Here is a 21,363-nt window from a genome sequence, read left to right on the forward strand (position 1 = left end):
GTCTCCGGTCCAGGGTCTGGCGATGCGTTGACGCTGACTGCGACCGCCAGGGCGCAGCCCGCCGCGCTCTGGCGGTCGCTCACGGAGCGCCGTGAGCAGTGGTGGCCCGGCATGCGCTTCGACGCCGAGCCGGGCGCGGCCCTCCGCGAGGAGTGGACCGAGGACGGGCAGGTCCGCATCGCGACGGGGGTCGTGCTCGAGAGCAGCCCCGGAGTCCGCCTCGCCTTCGCGTGGCAGCAGCCCGAGTGGGAGGCGCCGCTGCGGGTCGTCTTCTCGCTCGCTCCCGCTCCCGACGGCACGGTGGTGCGCCTGCACGAGACCGGCTTCGCCGCGCTCGGCGTCGGTGCTCGGCTCCTCGGCGAGCATCTCGAGGGCTGGCGGTTCCACCTCGCGAACCTGGCCGCTCACGCTGAGGACGACGAGCGCGGGCACGCCCCGGAGCGGTGGAACGAGGGCGTGTCGGCTGTCCATCTCGACCGCATCCGTCCATGAGGGGTGCACCGAGGCGCGCCGTTCCGCTGAGCGGAGAACACCTGGTCCAGATTTGTACTGAGTGTCGGTGGCCCGTGCTCGGATACGGGCATGAACCGGAGTGCGGCAAAGGTCGTCGAGCAGGCGGAGGCCTACGCCTCGCTGTTCAGTCGCACCTCCGTGAGCGGCCGGTTCGACGAGGGGTCCTCCGACGGGCCGGTGCGGCTGGCGTCGGATCAGGAGCTGCTGGAGGCGACCGCGTCGGTGACGCGGTTGATCCGGCTGGCGGAGCCGGAGCGGGTCAAGCTCGCGGGGGAGATCGCCCGTCGCAGCGAGGTGTCGGACGAGTCCTCGCTGTCGAAGCGGATGGGTGCGACGAACGCGGGCGATCTCCTCGCGCAGGTCGCCGGGGTCGCACGGGAGGAAGCGGGTTCGGTCGTCCGTCTCGCTGCCGCGGTGCGGGCGCAGGAGGGGCTGAGCGGCGAGCCGCTGCCGGCGAAGCGGGCGTGCATCGCCGACGCGCTCGCGCACGGGCGACTCGATCTGACCGTGGCGTCGGCGATGGTGCGAGCACTGCGCAAGTCCGAGCCCGGGCTCACTCCGTACGAGGTGGACGAGCTCGAGCGGCAGCTCGTGGACCGCGCGCAGGAGGGGTGCACCGCGGATGAGCTGCTCGCCTTCCTCCGGCAGGTGCCCTCCTCCGCGCACCCGGAGGGGCAGGACTCGCGCGACGAAGAGCTCGCCGCCGCGGCGTCCGTGTCGAAGCGGAAGCTCGACAACGGGCTCACCCGCTGGATCCTCGACCTGGACCCGCTGACGAACGGCTTCTTCGAGACCGCTCTCGACGCGAACACCTCGATCCGCCGCTTCGCGATCGTCGACTCCGATGCACTGCCCGACCCCGTCGCGGATCAGGACCGGCGCCCGCTGAACCGGCGCCGGGTCGACGGGGTGCGACTGGTCGCCAAGCGGGCGCTGAAGAGCGACGACGGCCAGCAGGCGGGCACCGCGGTGACCCTCGTCGTGACCATGACCGAGGAGGCGTTGCGGACCGGGCTCGGCGTCGCCGGCCTCCCGGGCTGCATGGACACGATCGCCGCCTCCACCGCTCGCATGCTCGCCGCCGAAGCGGAGATCGTCCCGGTCGTGCTCGGCGGGAAGTCGCAGCCGCTGGACCTCGGGACCGGACGCCGGTTCTTCTCCGAGGCGCAGCGGCGGGCGATGGCCGTCCGAGCCGGTGGGTGCGAGGGGCCGTCCTGCGACGCGCCGCTCGCGTGGTGCGACGCCGCTCACCTGAAGCCGGCCGGCTGGGGTCCCACCTCCGTCGACAACGGGCTGCTCCTGTGCTGGCGCTGCCACCTCCTGCTCGACGAGCACGGCTGGCAGGCCCGGCGCGAGGGCGAGCGGTGGTGGTGGACGCCGCCGCCGTGGGTCGACTCGACCGGTCGTCGACGTCCCGGCGGCCGGGTGCCGCCCCTCGACCTCAGCGCCTGAACCGGTGTCCGGCGTCCCGATACAATCCTGAGCGGCTTCAGGGACCACGCCGGGTCCGCTCGCTCCACACCGTTCGAACGACGAGAGCCACCCGTGACCACGCCGAACCCACTCGCGCCCGCACGGCTCGCCGATGGCGACCCGCAGGCGCTGCACCCGCACGTCTGGCCCGCAGGCACGCGCCGCGACGACTCCGGCCGCATCGAGGTCGGCGGCGTCGCCCTCGCCGCGCTGGCCGAGCGCCACGGCACCCCGCTCTACGTGCTCGACGAGCAGGAGGTGCGGCACCGCGCCCGCCGCGTGCTCGCCGCCTTCCTCAGCGCGGCCGCCCCGCACGGCGCGCAGACGCACGCCTACTACGCCGCGAAGGCGTTCCTCTCCGCCGACGTTGCCCGCTGGATGCACGAGGAGGGCCTGCGGCTCGACGTCGCGACCGGGGGCGAGCTCGCGCTGGCCCTCGCAGCCGGCGTGCACCCCGAGATGCTCGGGTTCCACGGCAACGACAAGTCCGACGCCGAGCTGCGCACCGCCGTCGAGGCCGGTGTCGGCTCGATCGTGCTCGACTCCGCGGAGGAGGTCGACCGCGTCGCCGACACCGCCCGCCGCGCGCACCGACGGCAGGCCGTCCGCCTCCGGGTGAACAGCGGCGTGCACGCCTCCACCCACGAGTACCTCGCCACCGCCCGCGAGGACCAGAAGTTCGGCGTCGCGCTCGCCCAGGTGCCCGCGATCGTCGCCGCGATCCGCGCCCGGCCCGAGCTGCGCCTGCTGGGGCTGCACAGCCACATCGGGTCCCAGATCTCGGCCGTCGGCGGGTTCGAGGAGGCCGCGCGGCGCCTGCTCGCCGTGCACCGCGACCTGCTCGAGGGCGGCCCGGTGCCCGAGCTCAACCTCGGCGGCGGCTTCGGCATCGCCTACACGGGCAGCGACGAGGCGGTCGACATCGACGCCCTCGCCGCCGGCGTCGTCGGCACCGTCGCGGCGACCTGCGCGGCGCTCGGCATCCCGATGCCCGACCTGGCGATCGAGCCCGGCCGCTGGATCGTCGGCCCGGCCGGCGTCACCGTCTACACGGCGGGCACGACGAAGGACGTCGAGCTGCAGACGGAGGAGGGCGCCGCGACCCGGCGCTACGTCTCCGTCGACGGCGGCATGAGCGACAACCTCCGCACCGCGCTCTACGGCGCCGAGTACGAGGTGCGGCTCGCGAACCGCACCTCCGGGGTCGACCCGGTGCTCGTGCGCGTCGTCGGCAAGCACTGCGAGTCCGGCGACGTCGTGGTGCAGGCCGACTGGCTGCCCGGCGACGCGGGCCGCGGCGACCTGCTGGCCGTGCCGGCGACCGGGGCGTACCACCACAGCCTCGCCAACAACTACAACCTGCTCACCAGGCCGCCCGTGGTGGCCGTGAACGAGGGCAAGGACCGCGTGCTGATCGCCCGAGAGACCCTCGCCGACCTGTTCTCCCGCGACGCGGGCCTCACCCGGAACGAGGGCGGCCGATGACCCCGGGCGCGCAGCCGATCCGGGTCGCCGTGCTCGGCGCGGGCACGGTCGGCGCCGAGGTCGCCCACCAGCTGCTGACCCGCGCGGGCGAGCTCGAGGCGCGCGTCGGCGCCCCGCTCGTGCTCGCCGGCGTCGCCGTCCGCGACCTCGAGGCGCAGCGCACCCCGGCCCTGCCGAAGGAGCTGCTGACCACCGACGCGGAGAGCCTCGTGCTCGGCGCGCACATCGTCGTCGAGCTGATCGGCGGCGTCGAGCGCGCCCGCGAGCTCGTGCTGCTCGCCCTCGAGAGCGGCGCCGACGTCGTCACCGGCAACAAGGCCCTGCTCGCGACCCACGGCTCCGAGCTGTTCACCGCCGCCGAGCGCGTCGGCGCCCAGCTGAACTACGAGGCCGCCGTGGGCGGCGCGATCCCGATCATCCGGCCGCTGCGCGACAGCCTCGCGGGCGACGACGTGCGCCGCATCCTCGGCATCGTCAACGGCACGACGAACTTCGTGCTCGACCGCATGGACGAGCACGACGACACGTTCGAGGAGGCGCTGGCGGAGGCGACCCGCCGCGGCTACGCGGAGGCGGACCCGTCCGGCGACGTGAGCGGCACCGACGCGGCGCACAAGGCCGCGATCCTCGCCGGCCTCGCCTTCCACACCCGCGTGCCGCTCGACGCGGTGCCGGTCGAGGGCATCGAGCGCATCACGCCCGAGCAGGTGCGCGGCGCCCGCGAGACCGGCCACGTCGTCAAGCTGCTGGCCATCTGCGAGCGGCTCACCGGCCCGGACGGCACGGAGGGGGTCAGCGCGCGCGTGCACCCCGCGCTGCTGCCGCGCCGCCACCCGCTCGCCTCGGTGCGGGCCGCGAACAACGCGGTGTTCGTCGAGGCGGAGTCCGCCGGCGACCTCATGTTCTACGGCGCGGGCGCGGGCGGCCCCGAGACCGCCTCCGCGGTGCTCGGCGACCTGGTGTCCGCCGCGCGGCGCCACGTCATCGGCGGCCCCGGCCTCGCGGCCCCGCCGTCGTCCGGCCTGCCGGTGCTCGACCCGGGCGTCGTCACCAGCCGGTACCAGATCTCGTTGACGGTGCGGGACGAGCCGGGCGTGCTCGCGCGGCTCGCCGGCATCGTCGCCGGGCGCGGCGTCTCCATCGAGACGGCGCAGCAGTCGAGTGCCGACGACGGCGGCACCGCTACCCTCGTGATCGGCACGCATCGCGCGCCGGAGGCGTCGCTGGCGGCCGTCGTGACGGCGCTGGGCGCAGCGCCCGAGGTCGAGGCCGTGGCGGGCGTGCTCCGCATCGAGGGCGAGTAGAGGACGGCTCATGACGGTGGAAGTGCGCACGGCGCATCAGTGGCGCGGAGTGCTCCGCGAGTACGCCGACCGGCTCGACGTCACGGACGCGACGCCGATCGTCACCCTCGGTGAGGGCGGCACGCCGCTCATCGAGGCGCCCGCCCTGTCGGCCCGCACGGGCGCGCGGGTGTTCGTGAAGTTCGAGGGCATGAACCCGACGGGCTCCTTCAAGGACCGCGGCATGACCATGGCGATCTCGAAGGCGGTCGAGCACGGCGCGAAGGCCGTCATCTGCGCCTCGACCGGCAACACCTCCGCCTCCGCGGCGGCCTACGCGACGCACGCGGGCATCACCGCGGCGGTGCTGGTGCCCGAGGGCAAGATCGCGATGGGCAAGCTGTCGCAGGCGATCGCCCACGACGCGCAGCTGCTGCAGGTGCAGGGCAACTTCGACGACTGCCTCGACCTCGCGCGCGAGCTCGCCGCGAAGTACCCGGTGCACCTCGTCAACTCGGTGAACAACGACCGCATCGAGGGGCAGAAGACGGCGGCCTTCGAGGTCGTCGAGGTCCTGCGCGACGCCCCCGACTTCCACTTCGTGCCCGTCGGCAACGCCGGCAACTACACGGCCTACCACCGCGGCTACCGCGAGGAGGTGGACCGCGGCGCGACCACGAAGCTGCCCCGCATGTTCGGCTTCCAGGCCGCCGGCTCCGCGCCGATCGTCGAGGGCCACGTCGTGCGGCACCCCGAGACCATCGCCTCCGCGATCCGGATCGGGAACCCCGCCTCGTGGCAGCTCGCCATCGCGGCCCGCGAGGACAGCGACGGCTACTTCGGCGCCATCGACGACGCCGGCATCCTCGCCGCGCACCGCATCCTGTCCGCCGAGGTCGGCATCTTCGTCGAGCCCGCCAGCGCGATCAGCGTCGCCGGTCTGCTCGAGCGCGCCGACGCGGGCGAGATCCCGGCCGGCGCGACCTGCGTGCTGACCGTCACCGGCCACGGCCTCAAGGACCCGCAGTGGGCGCTCAAGGGCCCCGGCGGCGAGGAGGCGAAGCCGACGATCGTGCCGGTCGACGCCGCCGCGGTCGCGAGCACCCTGGGCCTCGCAGGGTGACCACCCGCGTCCCCGCCGGGCGCTCGGTCGTCGTGGAGGTCCCGGCGACCACCGCCAACCTCGGTCCCGGCTTCGACACCCTCGGGCTGGCGCTGAGCGTCTACGACGTGCTCACCGTCACCGCCTCCGACGTGCCCGGCGTCCGCGTCGACGTGCACGGGGTCGGCGCCGGCGAGGTGCCGACCGACGAGACCAACCTGGTCGCCCGCGCCATCCTCCGCGTCTTCGAGGAGGTGGGGGAGGAGGCGCCCGGGCTCGACCTCGTCGCGCGCAACACCATCCCGCACGGCCGCGGGCTCGGCTCCTCCGGCGCTGCGGTCGTGTCCGGCATCGTCGCGGCGAAGGGCCTGCTCGACGGCATCGTCGACCTCGACGGGGACCGGCTGCTCGACATCGCCACGTCGATGGAGGGGCACCCCGACAACGTCGCGCCGGCGCTCTTCGGCGGCCTCACCATCGCGTGGACCGGGCCGAACGGGCCGCAGCACAAGCGCCTCCTGCCGCACCGCAGCGTCTCGCCGCTGCTGCTCGTGCCCGAGCAGACCATGTCGACCGCGCTGGCGCGGAGCCTGCAGCCCGCGAGCGTGCCCCACGCGGACGCGATCTTCAACGTCTCCCGCTCCACGCTGCTCATCGCCGCGCTGATCCAGTCGCCCGAGCTGCTGAGCACGGCGACCGAGGACCGGCTGCACCAGTCGTACCGCGCGAGCGCCATGCCGGAGACCGACCGCATGATCACGCTGCTGCGGGAGGCGGGCCACGCGGCCGTCGTCTCGGGCGCGGGACCGTCCATCCTGGTGCTCGCGAGCGACCCCTCGCAGCGCCTCGCGGCGGCGGAGCTGGTCACCTCCAGCGCCGCCCAGCGGTGGACCGCCCTCCTTCCTGCCGTCGACATCAAAGGTGCTACGCTCGGGCTCCAGCAGGCATCCGAGCGCGCCCACTCCTGACGGCGGGCCCGGACACGCCTCCCGGCCGGATCTGAGGCCGGAGCTGCCTTCCCGGAGACGCGGTTCCACCGCGAGCCGGGCGGCGTCCCGTCGGACGCCGTGCTGAACACCGGGGGCGCGGGAAAGACCCGTCAGCCTCCTCGGGGCCCGAGGACCCCATCATCCCGATCGTGACCGACGTCGAACCCCGGCCTCGAGCCGCAGGCACCCCTGTGCCGCGCCTCTCCCGCACCCGCCTCATCGCCATGGGTGTCGACGAGCTGCGGAGGCTCGCCGTGTCCCTCGGCATCGGGAACACCTCCACCATGCGAAAGGGCAGTCTCGTGGACGCCATCGATGACCAGTACGAATCCGACACGGATCTCCGCGAGGGCGAGCAGGCGACGGCGCCTGAGCAGCCCGCGGGGGAGCAGCAGGACGAGCAGGCCGCGGTCGAGCCGCAGGCCGAGCCGGAGGCCGTGACCCCGGCCGAGGACGCCGTCGACGAGGCCGAGGGCGGCGCCGAGCAGCCCGCCGCCGACGACGCGCAGCCGAGCGCCGAGGCGGCCCCCGAGGTCGTCGAGCCCGTCGAGATCAGCGAGCCGGAGGCCGCGCAGGCCGAGGCCGCCGAGCCCGCGCAGCAGCCCGCCTCGGGCGTCGCGCAGGCCGAGCCGAGCACCGAGCAGGCGACGACGGTCCGCGTCGACGTCCCCACCGGCACGGCCGCCACGTCGCTTCGCGACGCGTCGGAACCGGCCGGCGTGGGCCCAGCCGAGGGCGGGGCCGAGATCCCCGACGCCGTCGCCGAGTCGACCGGGACGAACGAGCCGAAGTCGGCCGTCGCGCACGTGAACGCGGGCCTCACGGGCATCGCCGAGGACCTCGAGGCGCTGCAGCGCAGCGAGCAGGCCGAGGGCGCAGCCCCGGCCGACGCGGAGGAGCAGCCCGCCGAGGGCGAGCGCACCGGCGGCCGTCGTGGCCGCGGTCGCGGTCGCGGCCGCGGGCGCGACGCCTCCGGCGAGCGCGCGCAGCAGGGCGGCGAGCAGCCGAAGGCCGACGAGCAGGCGCCGAAGACGGAGCAGCAGCCGAAGGACGAGGCGCAGCAGGCGAAGGCCGACGCGCCAGCCAAGGGCGAGCAGAACCCGCAGCGCCAGGCCCAGAACGGTCAGAACGGCCAGGGCAACCAGAACGGCCAGGGCGCGCAGAACGGCCAGGGCGCGCAGAACGGTCAGGCGCAGAACGAGCAGGCGCAGGACGGCGAGGGCCGCCGCGGTCGCTACCGCGACCGCAAGCGCCGCGGCCAGGGCACCGACTGGGACGAGCCCGAGATCCGCGATGACGACGTCCTGATCCCGATCGCGGGCATCCTCGACGTGCTCGACAACTACGCCTTCGTGCGCACCTCCGGCTACCTCGCCGGCACCAACGACGTGTACGTCTCCCTCGGCCAGGTGAAGAAGTACCACCTGCGCCGCGGCGACGCGGTGGTCGGCGCGATCCGCCAGATCCCCGAGACCGAGCAGCCGAGCCGCCAGAAGTACAACGCGCTCGTCAAGGTCGACTCCATCAACGGCCTGCCCGTCGCGGAGGCGGAGGGTCGCCTCGAGTTCGAGCACCTCACCCCGCTGTACCCGGCCGAGCGCCTGCGCCTCGAGACCGAGGCGGGCAAGGTCACCACGCGGGTCCTCGACCTCGTCGCGCCGCTCGGCAAGGGCCAGCGCGGCCTGCTCGTCGCGCCGCCCCGCTCCGGCACCACGCTGCTGCTGCAGGCCGTCGCGAACGCGATCACGAAGAACAACCCCGAGGTCCACCTCATGGTCGTGCTCGTCGACGAGCGCCCCGAGGACGTCACCGAGATGCAGCGCACGGTGAAGGGCGAGGTCATCGCCTCCACCTTCGACCGCCCCGCCGAGGACCAGACCACGGTCGCCGACCTCGCCGTCGAGCGCGCGAAGCGCCTCGTCGAGCTGGGCTACGACGTCGTGATCCTGCTCGACTCGATCACCCGCCTCGCCCGCGCGTTCAACCAGACGGGCCACCAGTCCGGCCGCCAGGTCGCGGCGGGCATCGACGCGGCGGCCCTGCTGCCCGCGAAGCAGTTCTTCGGCGCGGCGCGCAACATCGAGAACGGCGGATCGCTCACCATCCTCGCCTCGGCGCACGTGGAGACGGGTTCGCCCGCGGACGAGGCGATCCTCGCCGAGTTCACCGGCGCGGCGAACCAGGAGATCGTGCTGTCCGGCGCCCTCGCCGACAAGCGCATCTTCCCCGCCATCGACATCACCCGCTCCGGCACCCGCCGCGAGGAGATGCTGATGGGCCCCGACGAGGTCAAGGTCACCTGGCAGCTGCGGCGCGCGATCGCGGGCCACACGCCGCAGGAGGCGCTGGACGTGGTGACGAGCAAGCTGCGCGAGACGCAGACGAACGTCGAGTTCCTCGTCCAGATGCAGAAGTCGCTGCCGAGCGGGAAGTGACCGACCAGAGCTTCGACTCCGTCGCGCCGCTCGTCGCGGAGCACGCGGACCTCGAGCGCCAGCTGGCCGACCCGGAGCTGCACGCCGACGCCGGCCGTGCGCGCCGGGTCGGCCGGCGGTACGCCGAGCTCGGCCAGATCGTCGGCGCCTGGGAGACGTACAAGCAGTACCGGGACGACCTCGCGGCCGCGCGCGAGCTCGCGACCGAGGACCCCGCGTTCGCCGCGGAGATCCCGGACCTCGAGCTGGCGGAGACCGCCGCGTCCGATCGCCTCCGCAGCCTGCTGATCCCGCGCGACCCCGACGACGGCCGTGACGTGATCCTCGAGATCAAGGCGGGGGAGGGCGGCGAGGAGTCGGCGCTGTTCGCCGCCGACCTGCTGCGCATGTACCTGCACTACGCGGAGTCGAAGCGCTGGAAGACGGAGCTGCTCGAGCGCACCGAGAGCGACCTCGGCGGCTTCAAGGACGTCCAGGTCGCGGTCAAGGGCACGTCGAACGACCCCGCCGAGGGCGTGTGGGCGCACCTGAAGTACGAGGGCGGCGTGCACCGCGTGCAGCGCGTGCCGAAGACCGAGGCTCAGGGCCGGATCCACACCTCCGCCGTCGGGGTGCTCGTGTTCCCCGAGGTCGACGAGCCCGAGGAGGTGGTGATCGATCCGAACGACCTGAAGATCGACGTCTTCCGCTCCTCCGGCCCCGGCGGCCAGAGCGTGAACACCACGGACTCCGCGGTCCGCATCACCTCCCGACCGGGATCGTGGTGTCGATGCAGAACGAGAAGAGCCAGCTGCAGAACCGCGAGGCGGGCATGCGCGTGCTGCGCGCCCGCATCCTCGCGGCGCAGCAGGAGGCGGCGGAGGCGGAGGCCTCGGCGGCGCGCAGGAGCCAGGTCCGCACGGTCGACCGCTCGGAGCGCATCCGCACGTACAACTACCCCGAGAACCGGATCAGCGACCACCGCACCGGGTACAAGGCGTACAACCTCGACGCGGTGCTCGACGGCGCGCTCGAGCCGATCGTGCGGTCCGCGATCGAGGCCGACGAGGCCGCCCGGCTGCGGGCCCTCGCCGACGCCTGAGATGACCGCAGCCCCGGCGCCGCGGCGTGCCGACGAGCTGCTGCGCGCGGCGATGGGCCACCTGCAGCTCGCGGGCGTGCAGGATCCCCGCGTCGACGCGGAGCTGCTGCTGGCCCACGTGCTCGGCGTGCCCCGCGGGCGGGCGCAGGCCCTCGCGCTGATGGGCTCGGCGCTGCCGGCGCCTGTCGCCCAGCGGTACCGGGACCTGGTGCTGCGCCGCGGCGCGCGGGAGCCGCTGCAGCACCTGACCGGCACGGCCGGCTTCCGTCGCATCGAGCTGCTCGTCGGCCCGGGCGTCTTCGTGCCCCGGCCCGAGACGGAGGTGCTCGTCGAGCACGCGCTGCTCGGTCTGCCGCAGGGCGGCAGCGCCGTCGACCTCGGCACCGGCAGCGGCGCGATCGCGCTGTCGATCGCCCACGAGCGGCCCGACGCGCGGGTGCTCGCCGTCGAGCGCAGCCCGGAGGCGTTCGCGTGGGCGGAGCGCAACCGCGAGCACGTCGGCGCCGCCAACGCCCGCATCGTGCAGGGCGACCTCGCCGACGCGGTGGGGGAGGAGGACGGCCCGTTCGACGTGGTCGTGTCGAACCCGCCGTACGTGCCGGACGGCATGGTGCCCCGCGACCCCGAGGTGCAGCGCTTCGACCCTCCCGCCGCCCTCTACGGCGGCCCGGACGGGCTCGACCCGATGCGCGCCGTCGTCGCCGTCGCGCTGCGGGTGCTCCGGCCCGGCGGCCTGCTCGCGGTCGAGCACGGCGAGCTGCAGGGCGCCGAGGTCCGCGGCCTGCTCGGTCCCGAGTGGCGGGACGCGGCCACGCATCCGGACCTCACGGGCCGCGACCGGGTCACCACCGCGCGCCTCGGCTGACGGCGCGGGATCGCGGGAAGCGCCGCCCTGCGCTGCCGGGCTCTCCGCGGTGCTGCGGCTACCATCGTGGGCATGGCGACCGTGGTGGACTGCGCCGATCCGGTCGCGCTGCTGCCGGGGATGCGGGAGGCGCGCGCCGCGATCGCGCGCGGCGAGCTCGTCGTCGTGCCGACGGACACCGTGTACGGCATCGCCGCGGACGCGTTCCAGCCCGACGCGGTGCAGGCGCTGCTCGACGCGAAGGGCCGCGGGCGCACCGCTCCGCCGCCCGTGCTCGTGCCCAACCGCGGCACGCTCGACGCGCTGGCCGAGACCGTGCCCGACGCGGTGACGAAGCTCGCGGACGCCTTCTGGCCGGGCGGCCTCACCATCGTGCTGCCGGCGCGGACGACGCTCGCCTGGGACCTGGGGGAGACCGGCGGCACCGTCGCGCTCCGCATGCCGGACGACCGCATCGCGCTCGAGCTGCTCGCCGAGACCGGGCCGCTCGCCGTCAGCTCCGCCAACCGCACCGGGCAGCCCGCCGCCGAGTCCGTCGCCGACGCGCTCGAGCAGCTCGGCGACTCGATCGAGGTCTACCTCGACGCCGGCCCGACGCCCGGGCCGCTGCCGTCGACCATCGTCGACGCGACCGGGCTCGCGGACGGCACCGGCCCGCTCCGGGTGCTGCGGGAGGGCGTGATCCTCAAGGAGGCGCTCGAGGCCGTGGCGCCGGAGGCCTTCGCGGTCGTCGAGGCGGAGCCGACCGAGTGATCGTCACCCTGCTCGTCGCGCTCGTGGCCGCCGTCGTCAGCTTCCTGATGTCGGTCGTGATGTGGCGGGTCGGCATCCGGTACAAGCTGTACCCGGAGATCCGCGCGCGCGACGTGCACACCCGTCCGACGCCCCGGCTCGGCGGCATCGCGATGTACTGCGGCCTGCTGTCCGCGCTGCTCGTGGCCTGGCTGATCGCCTCGCGCACGCCGTACTTCCGGCTCGTGTTCTTCGACGGCAACGAGCGGCAAATCGTCGCGATCCTCTGCGCCGCGACGCTGATCGTGGTGATGGGGGTCCTCGACGACTTCCTCGACCTCGACTGGACGACGAAGCTCATCGGCCAGGTGATCGCGGCCGGGCTGCTCGCCTGGCTCGGCGGCCTCCAGATCGACAACCTGCCCATCGGCGGCGTGACGATCCCGTCGACGTGGTCCTCGCTGGCGCTGACCCTGATCGTGGTCGTCGTCGTGATGAACATGATGAACTTCATCGACGGCCTGGACGGGCTCGTCGCGGGCATCGCGATCATCGCGAACGGTGCGTTCTTCCTCTACAGCTACATGGCGCTGCAGGTCAGCGGCGCCACCAGCTACTTCAGCCTCGGCACGCTGCTGTCCGCGACGATGTGCGGCGTCTGCCTCGGCTTCCTGCCGCTGAACTGGCACCCCGCCCGGCTCTTCATGGGCGACGCCGGCAGCCTGCTCGTCGGCCTGATGATGGCCACGGCGTCGATCAGCGTCACCGGGTCGATGGACCCCCAGGTGTTCACGAACCCCGACGGCGGCTACCTCCGTGCGCACTACGCGCCCGCCTTCCTCCTGCTGCTGCTGCCGATCGCGATCCTGATCGTGCCGATCCTCGACTTCGGCCTCGCGGTCGTGCGCCGGATCGGCGCGGGCAAGAGCCCGTTCAGCGCGGACCGCAAGCACCTGCACCACCGCCTGCTCGACATGGGGCACAGCCGCCTCCACGCGACGCTGATCTTCTACGCGTGGACGGCGGTCATCTCCGTCGGCTCGCTGCTGTTCTTCGTGGCCGAGCAGGCCGTCGCGTGGAGCTTCATCGGCGCCGGCCTCGTGGTCTGCGCGGTCGCGACCCTCGCGCCGCTGTCCCACCGCAAGCGCCGCGAGTACGCGGTGCAGGTCAAGCCGCTGGACGCGACCACCCGCGAGATCGCGGTGCTCGACCCCCTCGACCGCGCCGCCACGGCACCCAAGGAGCGCTCAGCGTGACGACGACCCACCCCTTCGACAGCGCGGCCGCCGTGCTCCGCCGCGCCCTCGTGCTCGGCGCGCTCGTCGCGCTGGTCATCGCGGTCGTGTACGCCGTCGTGGGCGTCGTCGTCGCAGGTGCGCCCGGGCTCGTCAGCGGCCTCGTCGGGTCGGCGTTCGCCCTGCTCTTCCTCGGCGTGACCGCGATCAGCCTGCTCGTCGCGGGCCGGTTCCAGGGCCTCGGCACGAACGCGTTCTTCGCGGCGCTGCTGGCGGGCTGGCTCGTGAAGTTCGTCGTCTTCCTGGTCGCGATGCTCGCGCTGCGCGACCAGCCCTGGGTGGTGCCCGGCATGCTCTTCGCGGCCATCGTCACCACGGTGCTCGCCTCGCTCGTCGTCGACGCCGTCGTCGTGAGCCGCGCCCGCATCCCCGTCGGCACGCGCTGACGCGCCGCATCTGATACCGGGTCTCCCTGCTCTCTTCCTGAATCCGCGGTCCTGGGCGGCAGCCGCGTCCGATAGGCTTGGGCACGGCCACCTGACCGCGAGGCACGAAGACGCGCCCACGACCATGGAGAGAGCGCTGCTTCACCACGCCTTCACCCAGATCAGCATGGCCGCCGGCGACGGCGGCTTCCATGCGCCGTCCCTCGACGAGTTCTTCCCCCCGATCGTCCTGTTCGCCGGGACGCCCTTCGCGCTGAACCGGATCATGCTGATCCGCCTCCTCGTGATGGTGCTCCTCGTGCTGTTCGTGGCGGTCGCGACGCGGTCCCTCAAGGTCGTGCCGACCCGCGGGTCGTCGATCGTCGAGTTCCCCTTCAACTTCGTGCGCAACTCCATCGCGTACGAGACGCTGGGGGAGCGCGACGGCCGCCGCTACCTGCCGCTGCTCACCACGATCTTCCTGGTGACGCTCGGCATGAACCTCACGAGCGTCATCCCGTTCCTCAACATCGCGGGCACGAGCGTCATCGGCCTGCCGCTGCTGATGGCGGTCATCTCGTGGATCGCGTTCATCTACGCGGGCCTCAAGAAGCACCCGGGCGCGTTCATCCGCAACTCGCTGTTCCCGCCCGGCGTGCCGTGGCCGCTGTACATCATCGTGACGCCGATCGAGTTCTTCTCGACCTTCATCCTCCGGCCCGTCACGCTGACCCTGCGGCTCACGATGAACATGCTCGTCGGCCACCTGCTGCTGGTGCTGTTCTTCTCGGCGACCTGGTTCTTCTTCTTCCAGCAGGGCCCGAACGGCTTCACGCTGTTCGGTATCGGCACGCTCGTGTTCGGCTTCGCGTTCACGCTCTTCGAGCTGTTCGTCGCCGCGCTGCAGGCGTACATCTTCACGCTGCTCACCGCCGTCTACCTCCAGCTCTCGCTCGCCGAGGAGCACTGACACACCTCCGGCCTCCCGGCCGGGACGACCCTGAGGGCGCGTGCTGCACGCGCCTGACGCCCACGAAAGGAAAACCACAAGTGGACATCACCACGCTCGCCGCCCTGAACGGCAACATCGCGACGGTCGGCTACGGCCTCGCGGCGATCGGCCCCGGCATCGGCGTCGGCATCGTCGTCGGCAAGGCGATCGAGGGCATCTCGCGTCAGCCCGAGCTCCAGGGCCGCCTGACCACGCAGATGTTCATCGGCATCGCGTTCACCGAGGCGCTGGCGCTGATCGGCATCGCCACCGGCTTCATCTTCGCCTGATCCACCCGCGACCTTCTCGAAAGGAGCCGTCATGGGTGGAGTCATCCTGATGGAGACCTCCGGCGGGAACTCGCCGCTCGGACCCCTGCTGCCCGAGGTCTACGACCTCGTCTGGTCGCTGGTGATCTTCGCTGTGATCCTGTTCGTGGTCGTGCGCTTCGGCGTGCCCCGGATGAACAAGATCCTCGACGCGCGCTCCGCCGCGATCGAGGGCAACATCCAGCAGGCCCAGGCCGCGCAGCGCGAGGCCAACGAGGCGCTCGAGCGCTACAACGCGCAGCTGGCCGACGCCCGCGTCGAGGCCGGCAAGATCCGCGACCAGGCCCGCGAGGACGCCAAGCGCATCCTGGCGGAGGCGCGCGGCCAGGCGCAGACCGAGGCGGACCGCATCGTCGCGTCGGGCAACGCCCAGGTCGAGGCGAACCGCGCCAAGGCCGAGGCGGACCTCCGCAACGGCGTCGGCGCCCTCGCGATCAGCCTCGCGTCCGGCATCGTCGGCGAGCACCTCGAGAACGACGAGAACTCGACGGCCTACGTCGACCGCTTCCTCGCCGACCTCGAGGTCGGCGGCGGCGCGGCCAAGCGCTGATGGGCGCCGCCACGCGCGCGTCGACCGCTGCGGCGGTCGACGCCCTCTCGGCCATGAAGCGCCCGGGCGAGGACCTCGGCGAGCAGCTGCTCGCCGCGGCCCGCGCCGTCGCGTCCTCGCGCCAGCTCGTGACCGTGCTCGTCGACCCTGGCGTCCCGGCCGACCAGCGCTCGCTGCTCGCGCAGCGCGCGGTGGGCGGACAGCTCGGCCTGCAGGCGCGCACGCTGCTCGGCGTGCTCGCCGGCGGCCGCTGGTCCGAGCCGGAGGACCTCGTCGCCGCGATCGAGGAGATCGGCTTCCGGGCCCTCGCCGGCACGGCGTCGGCCGACTCGCTCGAGGCCGAGCTGTTCACGGTCCGCCGCGCGGTCACCTCCGACGGCCGGCTCGAGCTCGCGCTCGGCAACCAGGCCTCGCCCGTCGCCGCACGGCTCGGGCTCGTCGACTCGCTGCTGCGGAGCGCGAACCCCGCGACCACCGCGATCGTGCGCCACGTCGTGCAGCTGCCGCGCGGTCGCAAGCCCGCCGAGGCGCTCGACCGCGCCCAGGAGGTCGTGGCCGACGCCACCGGCCGCCTGGTCGCCGTCGTCCAGACAGCACGTCCGCTGAGCGCCGCCCAGGCGGATGCCGTCGCCCGCCGCCTGGAGACCGCCTACGGGCGTAAAATCGCCCTCAACCAGGTGATCGAGCCGGACCTCGTCGCCGGCCTCCGGATCACGGTGGGGAACGACGTGATCGACGGCACCGTGCGCTCCCGCCTCGACGACCTCCGCCTGCGCCTCGCGGGCTGACCCCACGCACTTGAGCACCACCGAAATCAAGGGACATCACCGATGACCGACCTCAGCATCAGCCCAGACGCGATCCGCGACGCCCTCGCGGACTTCGCGGCTGCCTACGACCCGGGCAAGTCCTCCGCGAGCGAGGTCGGCACCGTCATCGACGCCGCCGACGGCATCGCGCACGTCGAGGGCCTGCCCAACGTGATGGCGAACGAGCTCGTCGTCTTCTCCGACGGCACGCGCGGCCTCGCGCTGAACCTCGACGAGGACGAGATCGGCGTCATCGTGCTCGGCGAGTTCCAGGGCATCGAGGAGGGCATGGAGGTCCGCCGCACCGGCGAGGTCCTCTCCGTCCCCGTCGGCGACGCCTACCTCGGCCGCGTGGTCGACCCGCTCGGCCAGCCGATCGACGGCCGCGGCGCCGTCGAGACCACCCAGAGCCGCGCCCTCGAGCTGCAGGCCCCCGGGGTCATGCAGCGCAAGAGCGTCAACCAGCCGATGCAGACCGGCATCAAGGCGATCGACGCGATGATCCCGATCGGCCGCGGCCAGCGCCAGCTGATCATCGGCGACCGCCAGACCGGCAAGACGGCGATCGCGGTCGACACGATCATCAACCAGCGGGCGAACTGGGAGTCGGGCGACCCCGAGAAGCAGGTGCGCTGCATCTACGTCGCGATCGGCCAGAAGGGTTCCACGATCGCCTCCGTGCGCGGCGCCCTCGAGGACGCCGGCGCGATGGAGTACACGACGATCGTCGCGGCCCCGGCTTCCGACCCCGCCGGCTTCAAGTACCTGGCGCCCTACACCGGCTCGGCCATCGGCCAGCACTGGATGTACGACGGCAAGCACGTCCTGATCATCTTCGACGACCTGTCGAAGCAGGCCGCGGCCTACCGCGCCGTGTCCCTCCTCCTGCGCCGTCCGCCGGGACGCGAGGCGTACCCGGGCGACGTGTTCTACCTGCCCTCCCGCCTGCTGGAGCGCTGCGCCAAGCTGTCCGACGAGCTCGGCGGCGGCTCGATGACCGGTCTGCCGATCATCGAGACCCAGGCGAACGACGTGTCGGCGTACATCCCGACCAACGTGATCTCGATCACCGACGGCCAGATCTTCCTGCAGTCCGACCTGTTCAACGCCAACCAGCGTCCGGCGGTCGACGTGGGCATCTCGGTCTCCCGCGTGGGCGGCGACGCCCAGGTGAAGAGCATCAAGAAGGTCTCCGGCACGCTGAAGCTCGAGCTGGCGCAGTACCGGTCGCTCGAGGCGTTCGCGATGTTCGCGTCCGACCTCGACGCGGCCAGCCGCCGGCAGCTCGCCCGCGGCGCGCGCCTCACGGAGCTGCTGCGCCAGCCGCAGTACTCGCCGTACCCCGTCGAGAACCAGGTCGTCTCGATCTGGGCCGGCACGAACGGCAAGTTCGACGAGGTCGCGGTCGAGGACGTGCTGCGGTTCGAGAGCGAGCTGCTCGACTACCTGAAGCGCAACACCTCGATCCTCGACACGCTCCGCGAGACGAACGCGCTCTCCGACGACACCGTCGCGGCGATGCACGAGTCCATCGACGAGTTCAAGAAGCAGTTCACGACGGGCGAGGGCAAGCCGCTCGCCTCCGTGGGCAAGGAGAGCTTCGAGGCCGCGGACCGCGACGACGTCGAGCAGGCGCAGATCACCCGGAACAAGCGGTAGCGCATGCCGGCTCAGGTCCGCGTCTACCGCTCCCGCATCAAGAGCGCGCAGACGACGAAGAAGATCACCCGCGCGATGGAGCTCATCTCCGCCTCGCGGATCGCGAAGGCGCAGCAGCGCGTCGCGGCGAGCCTGCCGTACGCCCGTGCGGTGACGCGCGCGGTCTCGGCGGTCGCGACCTACTCGAACGTCGACCACATCCTCACCAGGGAGGCGGAGAACCCGCGTCGCGCGGCGATCGTCGTGTTCTCCTCCGACCGGGGCCTCGCCGGCGCGTTCAACTCGAACGTGCTGCGCAAGAGCGAGGAGCTCGCCGAGCTGCTCCGCGGCGAGGGCAAGGAGGTCGTCTCGTACCTCGTCGGCCGCAAGGCCGTCGGCTACTACCGGTTCCGTCGTCGCGAGTACGTGCGCGACTGGGTCGGCGAGACGGACAACCCGGTCGCGGAGACCGCTCGGGAGATCGCGAAGGCGGTCGTGGACGCGTTCGTGCAGGACACCGACGAGGGCGGCGTGGACGAGATCCACATCGTCTACAACCGCTTCGTGTCGATGCTCACGCAGACGCCCGAGATGCTGCGGCTGCTGCCGCTCGAGGTCGTCGAGGGCGTGGAGGAGCCGGACCGCAACGAGGTCCTGCCGCTCTACGAGTTCGAGCCGGACTCCTCGGAGGTGCTCGACGCCCTCCTCCCCGTCTACATCGAATCGCGGATCTACGCCGCGATGCTGGAGAGCGCGGCGAGCAAGCACGCCGCGACCCAGCGTGCGATGAAGGCCGCAAGCGACAACGCGGACAAGCTGATCCGCGAGTACACCAGGCTCGCGAACAACGCGAGGCAGCAGGAGATCACGCAGCAGATCTCCGAGATCGTCGGCGGCGCGGACGCGCTGTCCGGCAGCTGAGGAAGGACGTAAGCCATGACGCTCACCGCTCCGGAAGAGCAGAAGACGGTGGAGCCCGGCGTGGGTCGCGTGTCCCGCGTGACCGGACCCGTCGTCGACATCGAGTTCCCGCACGATGCGATCCCCGAGGTCTACAACGCCCTCAAGACCTCGATCGTCATCGGTGACGAGTCGACCGAGATCACCCTCGAGGTCGCGCAGCACCTCGGCGACGACGTCGTGCGCGCCATCGCCCTGAAGCCGACGGACGGCATGGTCCGCGGCCAGGAGGTGCGCGACACCGGTGCGCCCATCTCGGTGCCCGTCGGCGACGTCACCAAGGGTCACGTGTTCAACGTGATCGGCGAGCCGCTCGACCTGAAGCCGGGCGAGCAGCTCGAGATCACCGAGCGCTGGCCGATCCACCGCAAGGCCCCGCAGTTCGACCAGCTCGAGTCGAAGACCACGCTGTTCGAGACGGGCATCAAGGTCATCGACCTGCTGACCCCGTACGTGCAGGGCGGCAAGATCGGCCTGTTCGGCGGTGCCGGCGTCGGCAAGACCGTGCTCATCCAGGAGATGATCTACCGCGTCGCGGCCGACCACGGCGGTGTGTCCGTGTTCGCCGGCGTCGGCGAGCGCACCCGCGAGGGCAACGACCTCATCGGCGAGATGGAGGAGGCGGGCGTCTTCGACAAGACGGCCCTCGTCTTCGGCCAGATGGACGAGCCGCCCGGGACGCGCCTCCGCGTGGCCCTGTCCGCGCTGACGATGGCGGAGTACTTCCGCGACGTGCAGAACCAGGACGTGCTGCTCTTCATCGACAACATCTTCCGGTTCACGCAGGCCGGCTCCGAGGTGTCGACGCTGCTCGGCCGCATGCCGTCCGCGGTGGGCTACCAGCCGAACCTCGCCGACGAGATGGGCGTCCTCCAGGAGCGCATCACGTCGACCCGAGGCAACTCGATCACCTCGCTGCAGGCGATCTACGTGCCCGCGGACGACTACACCGACCCGGCGCCGGCCACCACGTTCGCGCACCTCGACGCGACCACCGAGCTGTCGCGCGAGATCGCGTCGCGCGGCCTGTACCCGGCGGTCGACCCGCTGACCTCGACGAGCCGCATCCTCGACCCCCGCTACCTGGGCGAGGACCACTACCGCGTCGCGACGACCGTCAAGCAGATCCTCCAGAAGAACAAGGAGCTGCAGGAGATCATCGCGATCCTCGGTGTCGACGAGCTGTCGGAGGAGGACAAGATCACGGTGTCGCGTGCGCGCCGGATCCAGCAGTTCCTCTCGCAGAACACCTACATGGCGAAGAAGTTCACCGGCGTGGAGGGTTCGACCGTTCCGCTGAAGGACACCGTCGAGTCGTTCGACGCGATCGCCAAGGGCGACTTCGACGACGTGCCCGAGCAGGCGTTCTTCAACGTCGGCTCGATCTCGGACGTCGAGGAGAAGGCCGCCCAGATCGCGAAGGAGAACGGCTGATCATGGCCGACCTCACGGTCACCGTCGTGTCGGCGGACGAGCAGGTCTGGTCCGGGCAGGCGACCATGGTCGTCGCGAAGACCAAGGAGGGGGAGATCGGCATCCTCGCCGGTCACCAGCCGCTCCTGGGCGTGCTGTCCGCGGGCGAGGTGCGCATCACCGCCGCCGACGGCGGCCGCGTCACCGCGAACGCGGAGGACGGCTTCATCTCCGTCGAGAACGACACGGTCACCATCGCCGCGCGCGCCGCGGCGCTGGCCTGATCACTGCTCCGAAGGGGCGGTCCCGCCGGGGCCGCCCCTTCGGCACGTCGTGATCGTCCTCATCCCGCCGTCGGAGACGAAGGCGGAGGGCGGCGCGGGCGTCCTCGACCCCGCGACCCTCTCCTTCCCGTCCCTGCGCGGACGGCGGCGCACGGCGCAGGCGGCGCTGAAGCGCGTGCCGCTGAAGGACGCGCCCTCCGTGCTGAAGCTCGGCGCGCGCAACGCGCACGAGGCGCGCTGGAACCGCGAGCTGACCACCGGGCCGGTGCTGCCGGCGATCGAGCGGTACACCGGCGTGCTCTACGACGGGCTCGACGCCTCGACGCTGCCGCCGGCTGCGCGGACGTGGGTCGACGCGCACGTGGTCGTCGCGTCGGCGCTCTTCGGCCTGGTCCGGGCGACCGACCCGATCCCGCTCTACCGGCTGTCCGGGTCGACGACGCTGCCGGACCTGTCGCTGAAGGCGCACTGGCGCGAGGCGGTCGCGTCCGCGATCGCCGCGACGGGGGAGTGGGTGCTCGACGCCCGGTCCGAGGCCTACGCGGCGCTCGGGGCGGCACCGGCCGGCAGCGCCTTCCTGCTCGTGGAGACCGCGGAGGGGCGGGCGCTGAACCACTTCAACAAGCACGCCAAGGGCGCGCTCGTGCGGCGGCTGGCGGAGACCGGGGCGGAGGCGGGCTCGCGCGACGAGCTGCTGCACTGGGCCGCCGCGCACGGCGTGCCGCTCGAGCCGCGCGGCGACTCGGACGTCGTCCTCCGCGTCTAGCGTTG

General features: G+C 72.6%; 19 protein-coding genes and 2 pseudogenes. All 21 read left to right on the forward strand.

Annotation, left to right across the window (positions count from 1 at the left end; genetic code table 11):
• Window positions 1–27: 27 nt before the first annotated feature.
• A complete protein-coding gene (locus ABEA53_RS02925; RefSeq protein ID WP_345479438.1) occupies window positions 28–492 on the forward strand; it encodes an SRPBCC family protein in 465 nt (154 codons plus the stop codon).
• Between the two features lie 90 nt (window positions 493–582).
• Window positions 583–1,965 (forward strand): HNH endonuclease signature motif containing protein, encoded by a 1,383-nt coding sequence (locus tag ABEA53_RS02930; RefSeq protein ID WP_345479439.1) that lies wholly within the window; start codon window positions 583–585, stop codon window positions 1,963–1,965.
• A 93-nt stretch (window positions 1,966–2,058) separates the two neighbouring features.
• Window positions 2,059–3,471 (forward strand): diaminopimelate decarboxylase, encoded by a 1,413-nt coding sequence (gene lysA, locus ABEA53_RS02935; protein WP_345479440.1) that lies wholly within the window; start codon window positions 2,059–2,061, stop codon window positions 3,469–3,471.
• The gene (locus ABEA53_RS02940; RefSeq protein WP_345479441.1) at window positions 3,468–4,775 is read left to right on the forward strand and encodes a homoserine dehydrogenase; all 1,308 of its coding nucleotides are present in this window, start codon (window positions 3,468–3,470) and stop codon (window positions 4,773–4,775) included. Before lysA ends, ABEA53_RS02940 begins: the two co-directional genes overlap by 4 nt.
• Window positions 4,776–4,785: 10 nt before the next feature.
• Complete coding sequence (thrC, locus tag ABEA53_RS02945) at window positions 4,786–5,877, forward strand: threonine synthase (RefSeq protein ID WP_345479442.1); 1,092 nt, start codon at window positions 4,786–4,788, stop codon at window positions 5,875–5,877.
• Window positions 5,874–6,824: a homoserine kinase gene (gene thrB / locus ABEA53_RS02950; protein WP_345479443.1), complete on the forward strand. Its 951-nt coding sequence runs from the start codon at window positions 5,874–5,876 to the stop codon at window positions 6,822–6,824. Before thrC ends, thrB begins: the two co-directional genes overlap by 4 nt.
• A 170-nt stretch (window positions 6,825–6,994) precedes the next feature.
• Window positions 6,995–9,280, forward strand: coding sequence for a transcription termination factor Rho (gene rho / locus ABEA53_RS02955; RefSeq protein ID WP_345479445.1), 2,286 nt, complete (start codon window positions 6,995–6,997; stop codon window positions 9,278–9,280).
• Window positions 9,277–10,361: pseudogene (gene prfA, locus ABEA53_RS02960) on the forward strand (peptide chain release factor 1). Before rho ends, prfA begins: the two are co-directional and overlap by 4 nt.
• Before the next feature lie 46 nt (window positions 10,362–10,407).
• Window positions 10,408–11,226: pseudogene (prmC, locus tag ABEA53_RS02965) on the forward strand (peptide chain release factor N(5)-glutamine methyltransferase); the annotation flags it as partial.
• A 72-nt stretch (window positions 11,227–11,298) separates the two neighbouring features.
• Window positions 11,299–11,979: an L-threonylcarbamoyladenylate synthase gene (locus tag ABEA53_RS02970; protein ID WP_345479446.1), complete on the forward strand. Its 681-nt coding sequence runs from the start codon at window positions 11,299–11,301 to the stop codon at window positions 11,977–11,979.
• Window positions 11,976–13,214, forward strand: coding sequence for an MraY family glycosyltransferase (locus ABEA53_RS02975; RefSeq protein ID WP_345479447.1), 1,239 nt, complete (start codon window positions 11,976–11,978; stop codon window positions 13,212–13,214). The genes ABEA53_RS02970 and ABEA53_RS02975 overlap by 4 nt, the downstream gene beginning before the upstream one ends.
• Complete coding sequence (locus ABEA53_RS02980) at window positions 13,211–13,639, forward strand: Cg1360 family ATP-synthase-associated protein (RefSeq protein ID WP_345479449.1); 429 nt, start codon at window positions 13,211–13,213, stop codon at window positions 13,637–13,639. The genes ABEA53_RS02975 and ABEA53_RS02980 overlap by 4 nt, the downstream gene beginning before the upstream one ends.
• Before the next feature lie 124 nt (window positions 13,640–13,763).
• Window positions 13,764–14,588: a F0F1 ATP synthase subunit A gene (atpB, locus tag ABEA53_RS02985; RefSeq protein ID WP_345479450.1), complete on the forward strand. Its 825-nt coding sequence runs from the start codon at window positions 13,764–13,766 to the stop codon at window positions 14,586–14,588.
• Between the two features lie 80 nt (window positions 14,589–14,668).
• Window positions 14,669–14,899, forward strand: coding sequence for an ATP synthase F0 subunit C (atpE, locus tag ABEA53_RS02990; protein ID WP_345479451.1), 231 nt, complete (start codon window positions 14,669–14,671; stop codon window positions 14,897–14,899).
• Between the two features lie 31 nt (window positions 14,900–14,930).
• The gene (locus tag ABEA53_RS02995; RefSeq protein WP_345479452.1) at window positions 14,931–15,488 is read left to right on the forward strand and encodes a F0F1 ATP synthase subunit B; all 558 of its coding nucleotides are present in this window, start codon (window positions 14,931–14,933) and stop codon (window positions 15,486–15,488) included.
• Complete coding sequence (locus tag ABEA53_RS03000) at window positions 15,488–16,276, forward strand: F0F1 ATP synthase subunit delta (RefSeq protein WP_345479453.1); 789 nt, start codon at window positions 15,488–15,490, stop codon at window positions 16,274–16,276. The genes ABEA53_RS02995 and ABEA53_RS03000 overlap by 1 nt, the downstream gene beginning before the upstream one ends.
• A gap of 42 nt (window positions 16,277–16,318) precedes the next feature.
• Window positions 16,319–17,956: a F0F1 ATP synthase subunit alpha gene (gene atpA / locus ABEA53_RS03005; RefSeq protein WP_345479454.1), complete on the forward strand. Its 1,638-nt coding sequence runs from the start codon at window positions 16,319–16,321 to the stop codon at window positions 17,954–17,956.
• A gap of 3 nt (window positions 17,957–17,959) precedes the next feature.
• Window positions 17,960–18,856, forward strand: a complete 897-nt coding sequence (locus ABEA53_RS03010) for a F0F1 ATP synthase subunit gamma (RefSeq protein WP_345479455.1) — start codon at window positions 17,960–17,962, stop codon at window positions 18,854–18,856.
• Between the two features lie 15 nt (window positions 18,857–18,871).
• Complete coding sequence (gene atpD, locus ABEA53_RS03015) at window positions 18,872–20,329, forward strand: F0F1 ATP synthase subunit beta (RefSeq protein ID WP_345479456.1); 1,458 nt, start codon at window positions 18,872–18,874, stop codon at window positions 20,327–20,329.
• 2 nt (window positions 20,330–20,331) lie between these two features.
• Window positions 20,332–20,592, forward strand: a complete 261-nt coding sequence (locus tag ABEA53_RS03020; protein ID WP_345479457.1) for a F0F1 ATP synthase subunit epsilon — start codon at window positions 20,332–20,334, stop codon at window positions 20,590–20,592.
• A 49-nt stretch (window positions 20,593–20,641) separates the two neighbouring features.
• Window positions 20,642–21,358, forward strand: a complete 717-nt coding sequence (locus tag ABEA53_RS03025; RefSeq protein ID WP_345479458.1) for a YaaA family protein — start codon at window positions 20,642–20,644, stop codon at window positions 21,356–21,358.
• The last annotated feature ends 5 nt before the right edge of the window (window positions 21,359–21,363 follow it).

The organism is Amnibacterium soli, assembly GCF_039544415.1.
Taxonomy (GTDB): Bacteria; Actinomycetota; Actinomycetes; order Actinomycetales; family Microbacteriaceae; genus Amnibacterium; species Amnibacterium soli.

Coding starts and splice junctions, on each gene's coding strand:
- ABEA53_RS02930 (WP_345479439.1), top strand. CDS start 583: ATGAACCGGAGTGCGGCAAAGGTCGTCGAGCAGGCGGAGGCCTACGCC.
- ABEA53_RS02940 (WP_345479441.1), top strand. CDS start 3,468: ATGACCCCGGGCGCGCAGCCGATCCGGGTCGCCGTGCTCGGCGCGGGC.
- thrC (WP_345479442.1), top strand. CDS start 4,786: ATGACGGTGGAAGTGCGCACGGCGCATCAGTGGCGCGGAGTGCTCCGC.
- ABEA53_RS02970 (WP_345479446.1), top strand. CDS start 11,299: ATGGCGACCGTGGTGGACTGCGCCGATCCGGTCGCGCTGCTGCCGGGG.
- atpB (WP_345479450.1), top strand. CDS start 13,764: ATGGAGAGAGCGCTGCTTCACCACGCCTTCACCCAGATCAGCATGGCC.
- ABEA53_RS02995 (WP_345479452.1), top strand. CDS start 14,931: ATGGGTGGAGTCATCCTGATGGAGACCTCCGGCGGGAACTCGCCGCTC.
- ABEA53_RS03000 (WP_345479453.1), top strand. CDS start 15,488: ATGGGCGCCGCCACGCGCGCGTCGACCGCTGCGGCGGTCGACGCCCTC.
- atpA (WP_345479454.1), top strand. CDS start 16,319: ATGACCGACCTCAGCATCAGCCCAGACGCGATCCGCGACGCCCTCGCG.
- ABEA53_RS03010 (WP_345479455.1), top strand. CDS start 17,960: ATGCCGGCTCAGGTCCGCGTCTACCGCTCCCGCATCAAGAGCGCGCAG.
- atpD (WP_345479456.1), top strand. CDS start 18,872: ATGACGCTCACCGCTCCGGAAGAGCAGAAGACGGTGGAGCCCGGCGTG.
- ABEA53_RS03020 (WP_345479457.1), top strand. CDS start 20,332: ATGGCCGACCTCACGGTCACCGTCGTGTCGGCGGACGAGCAGGTCTGG.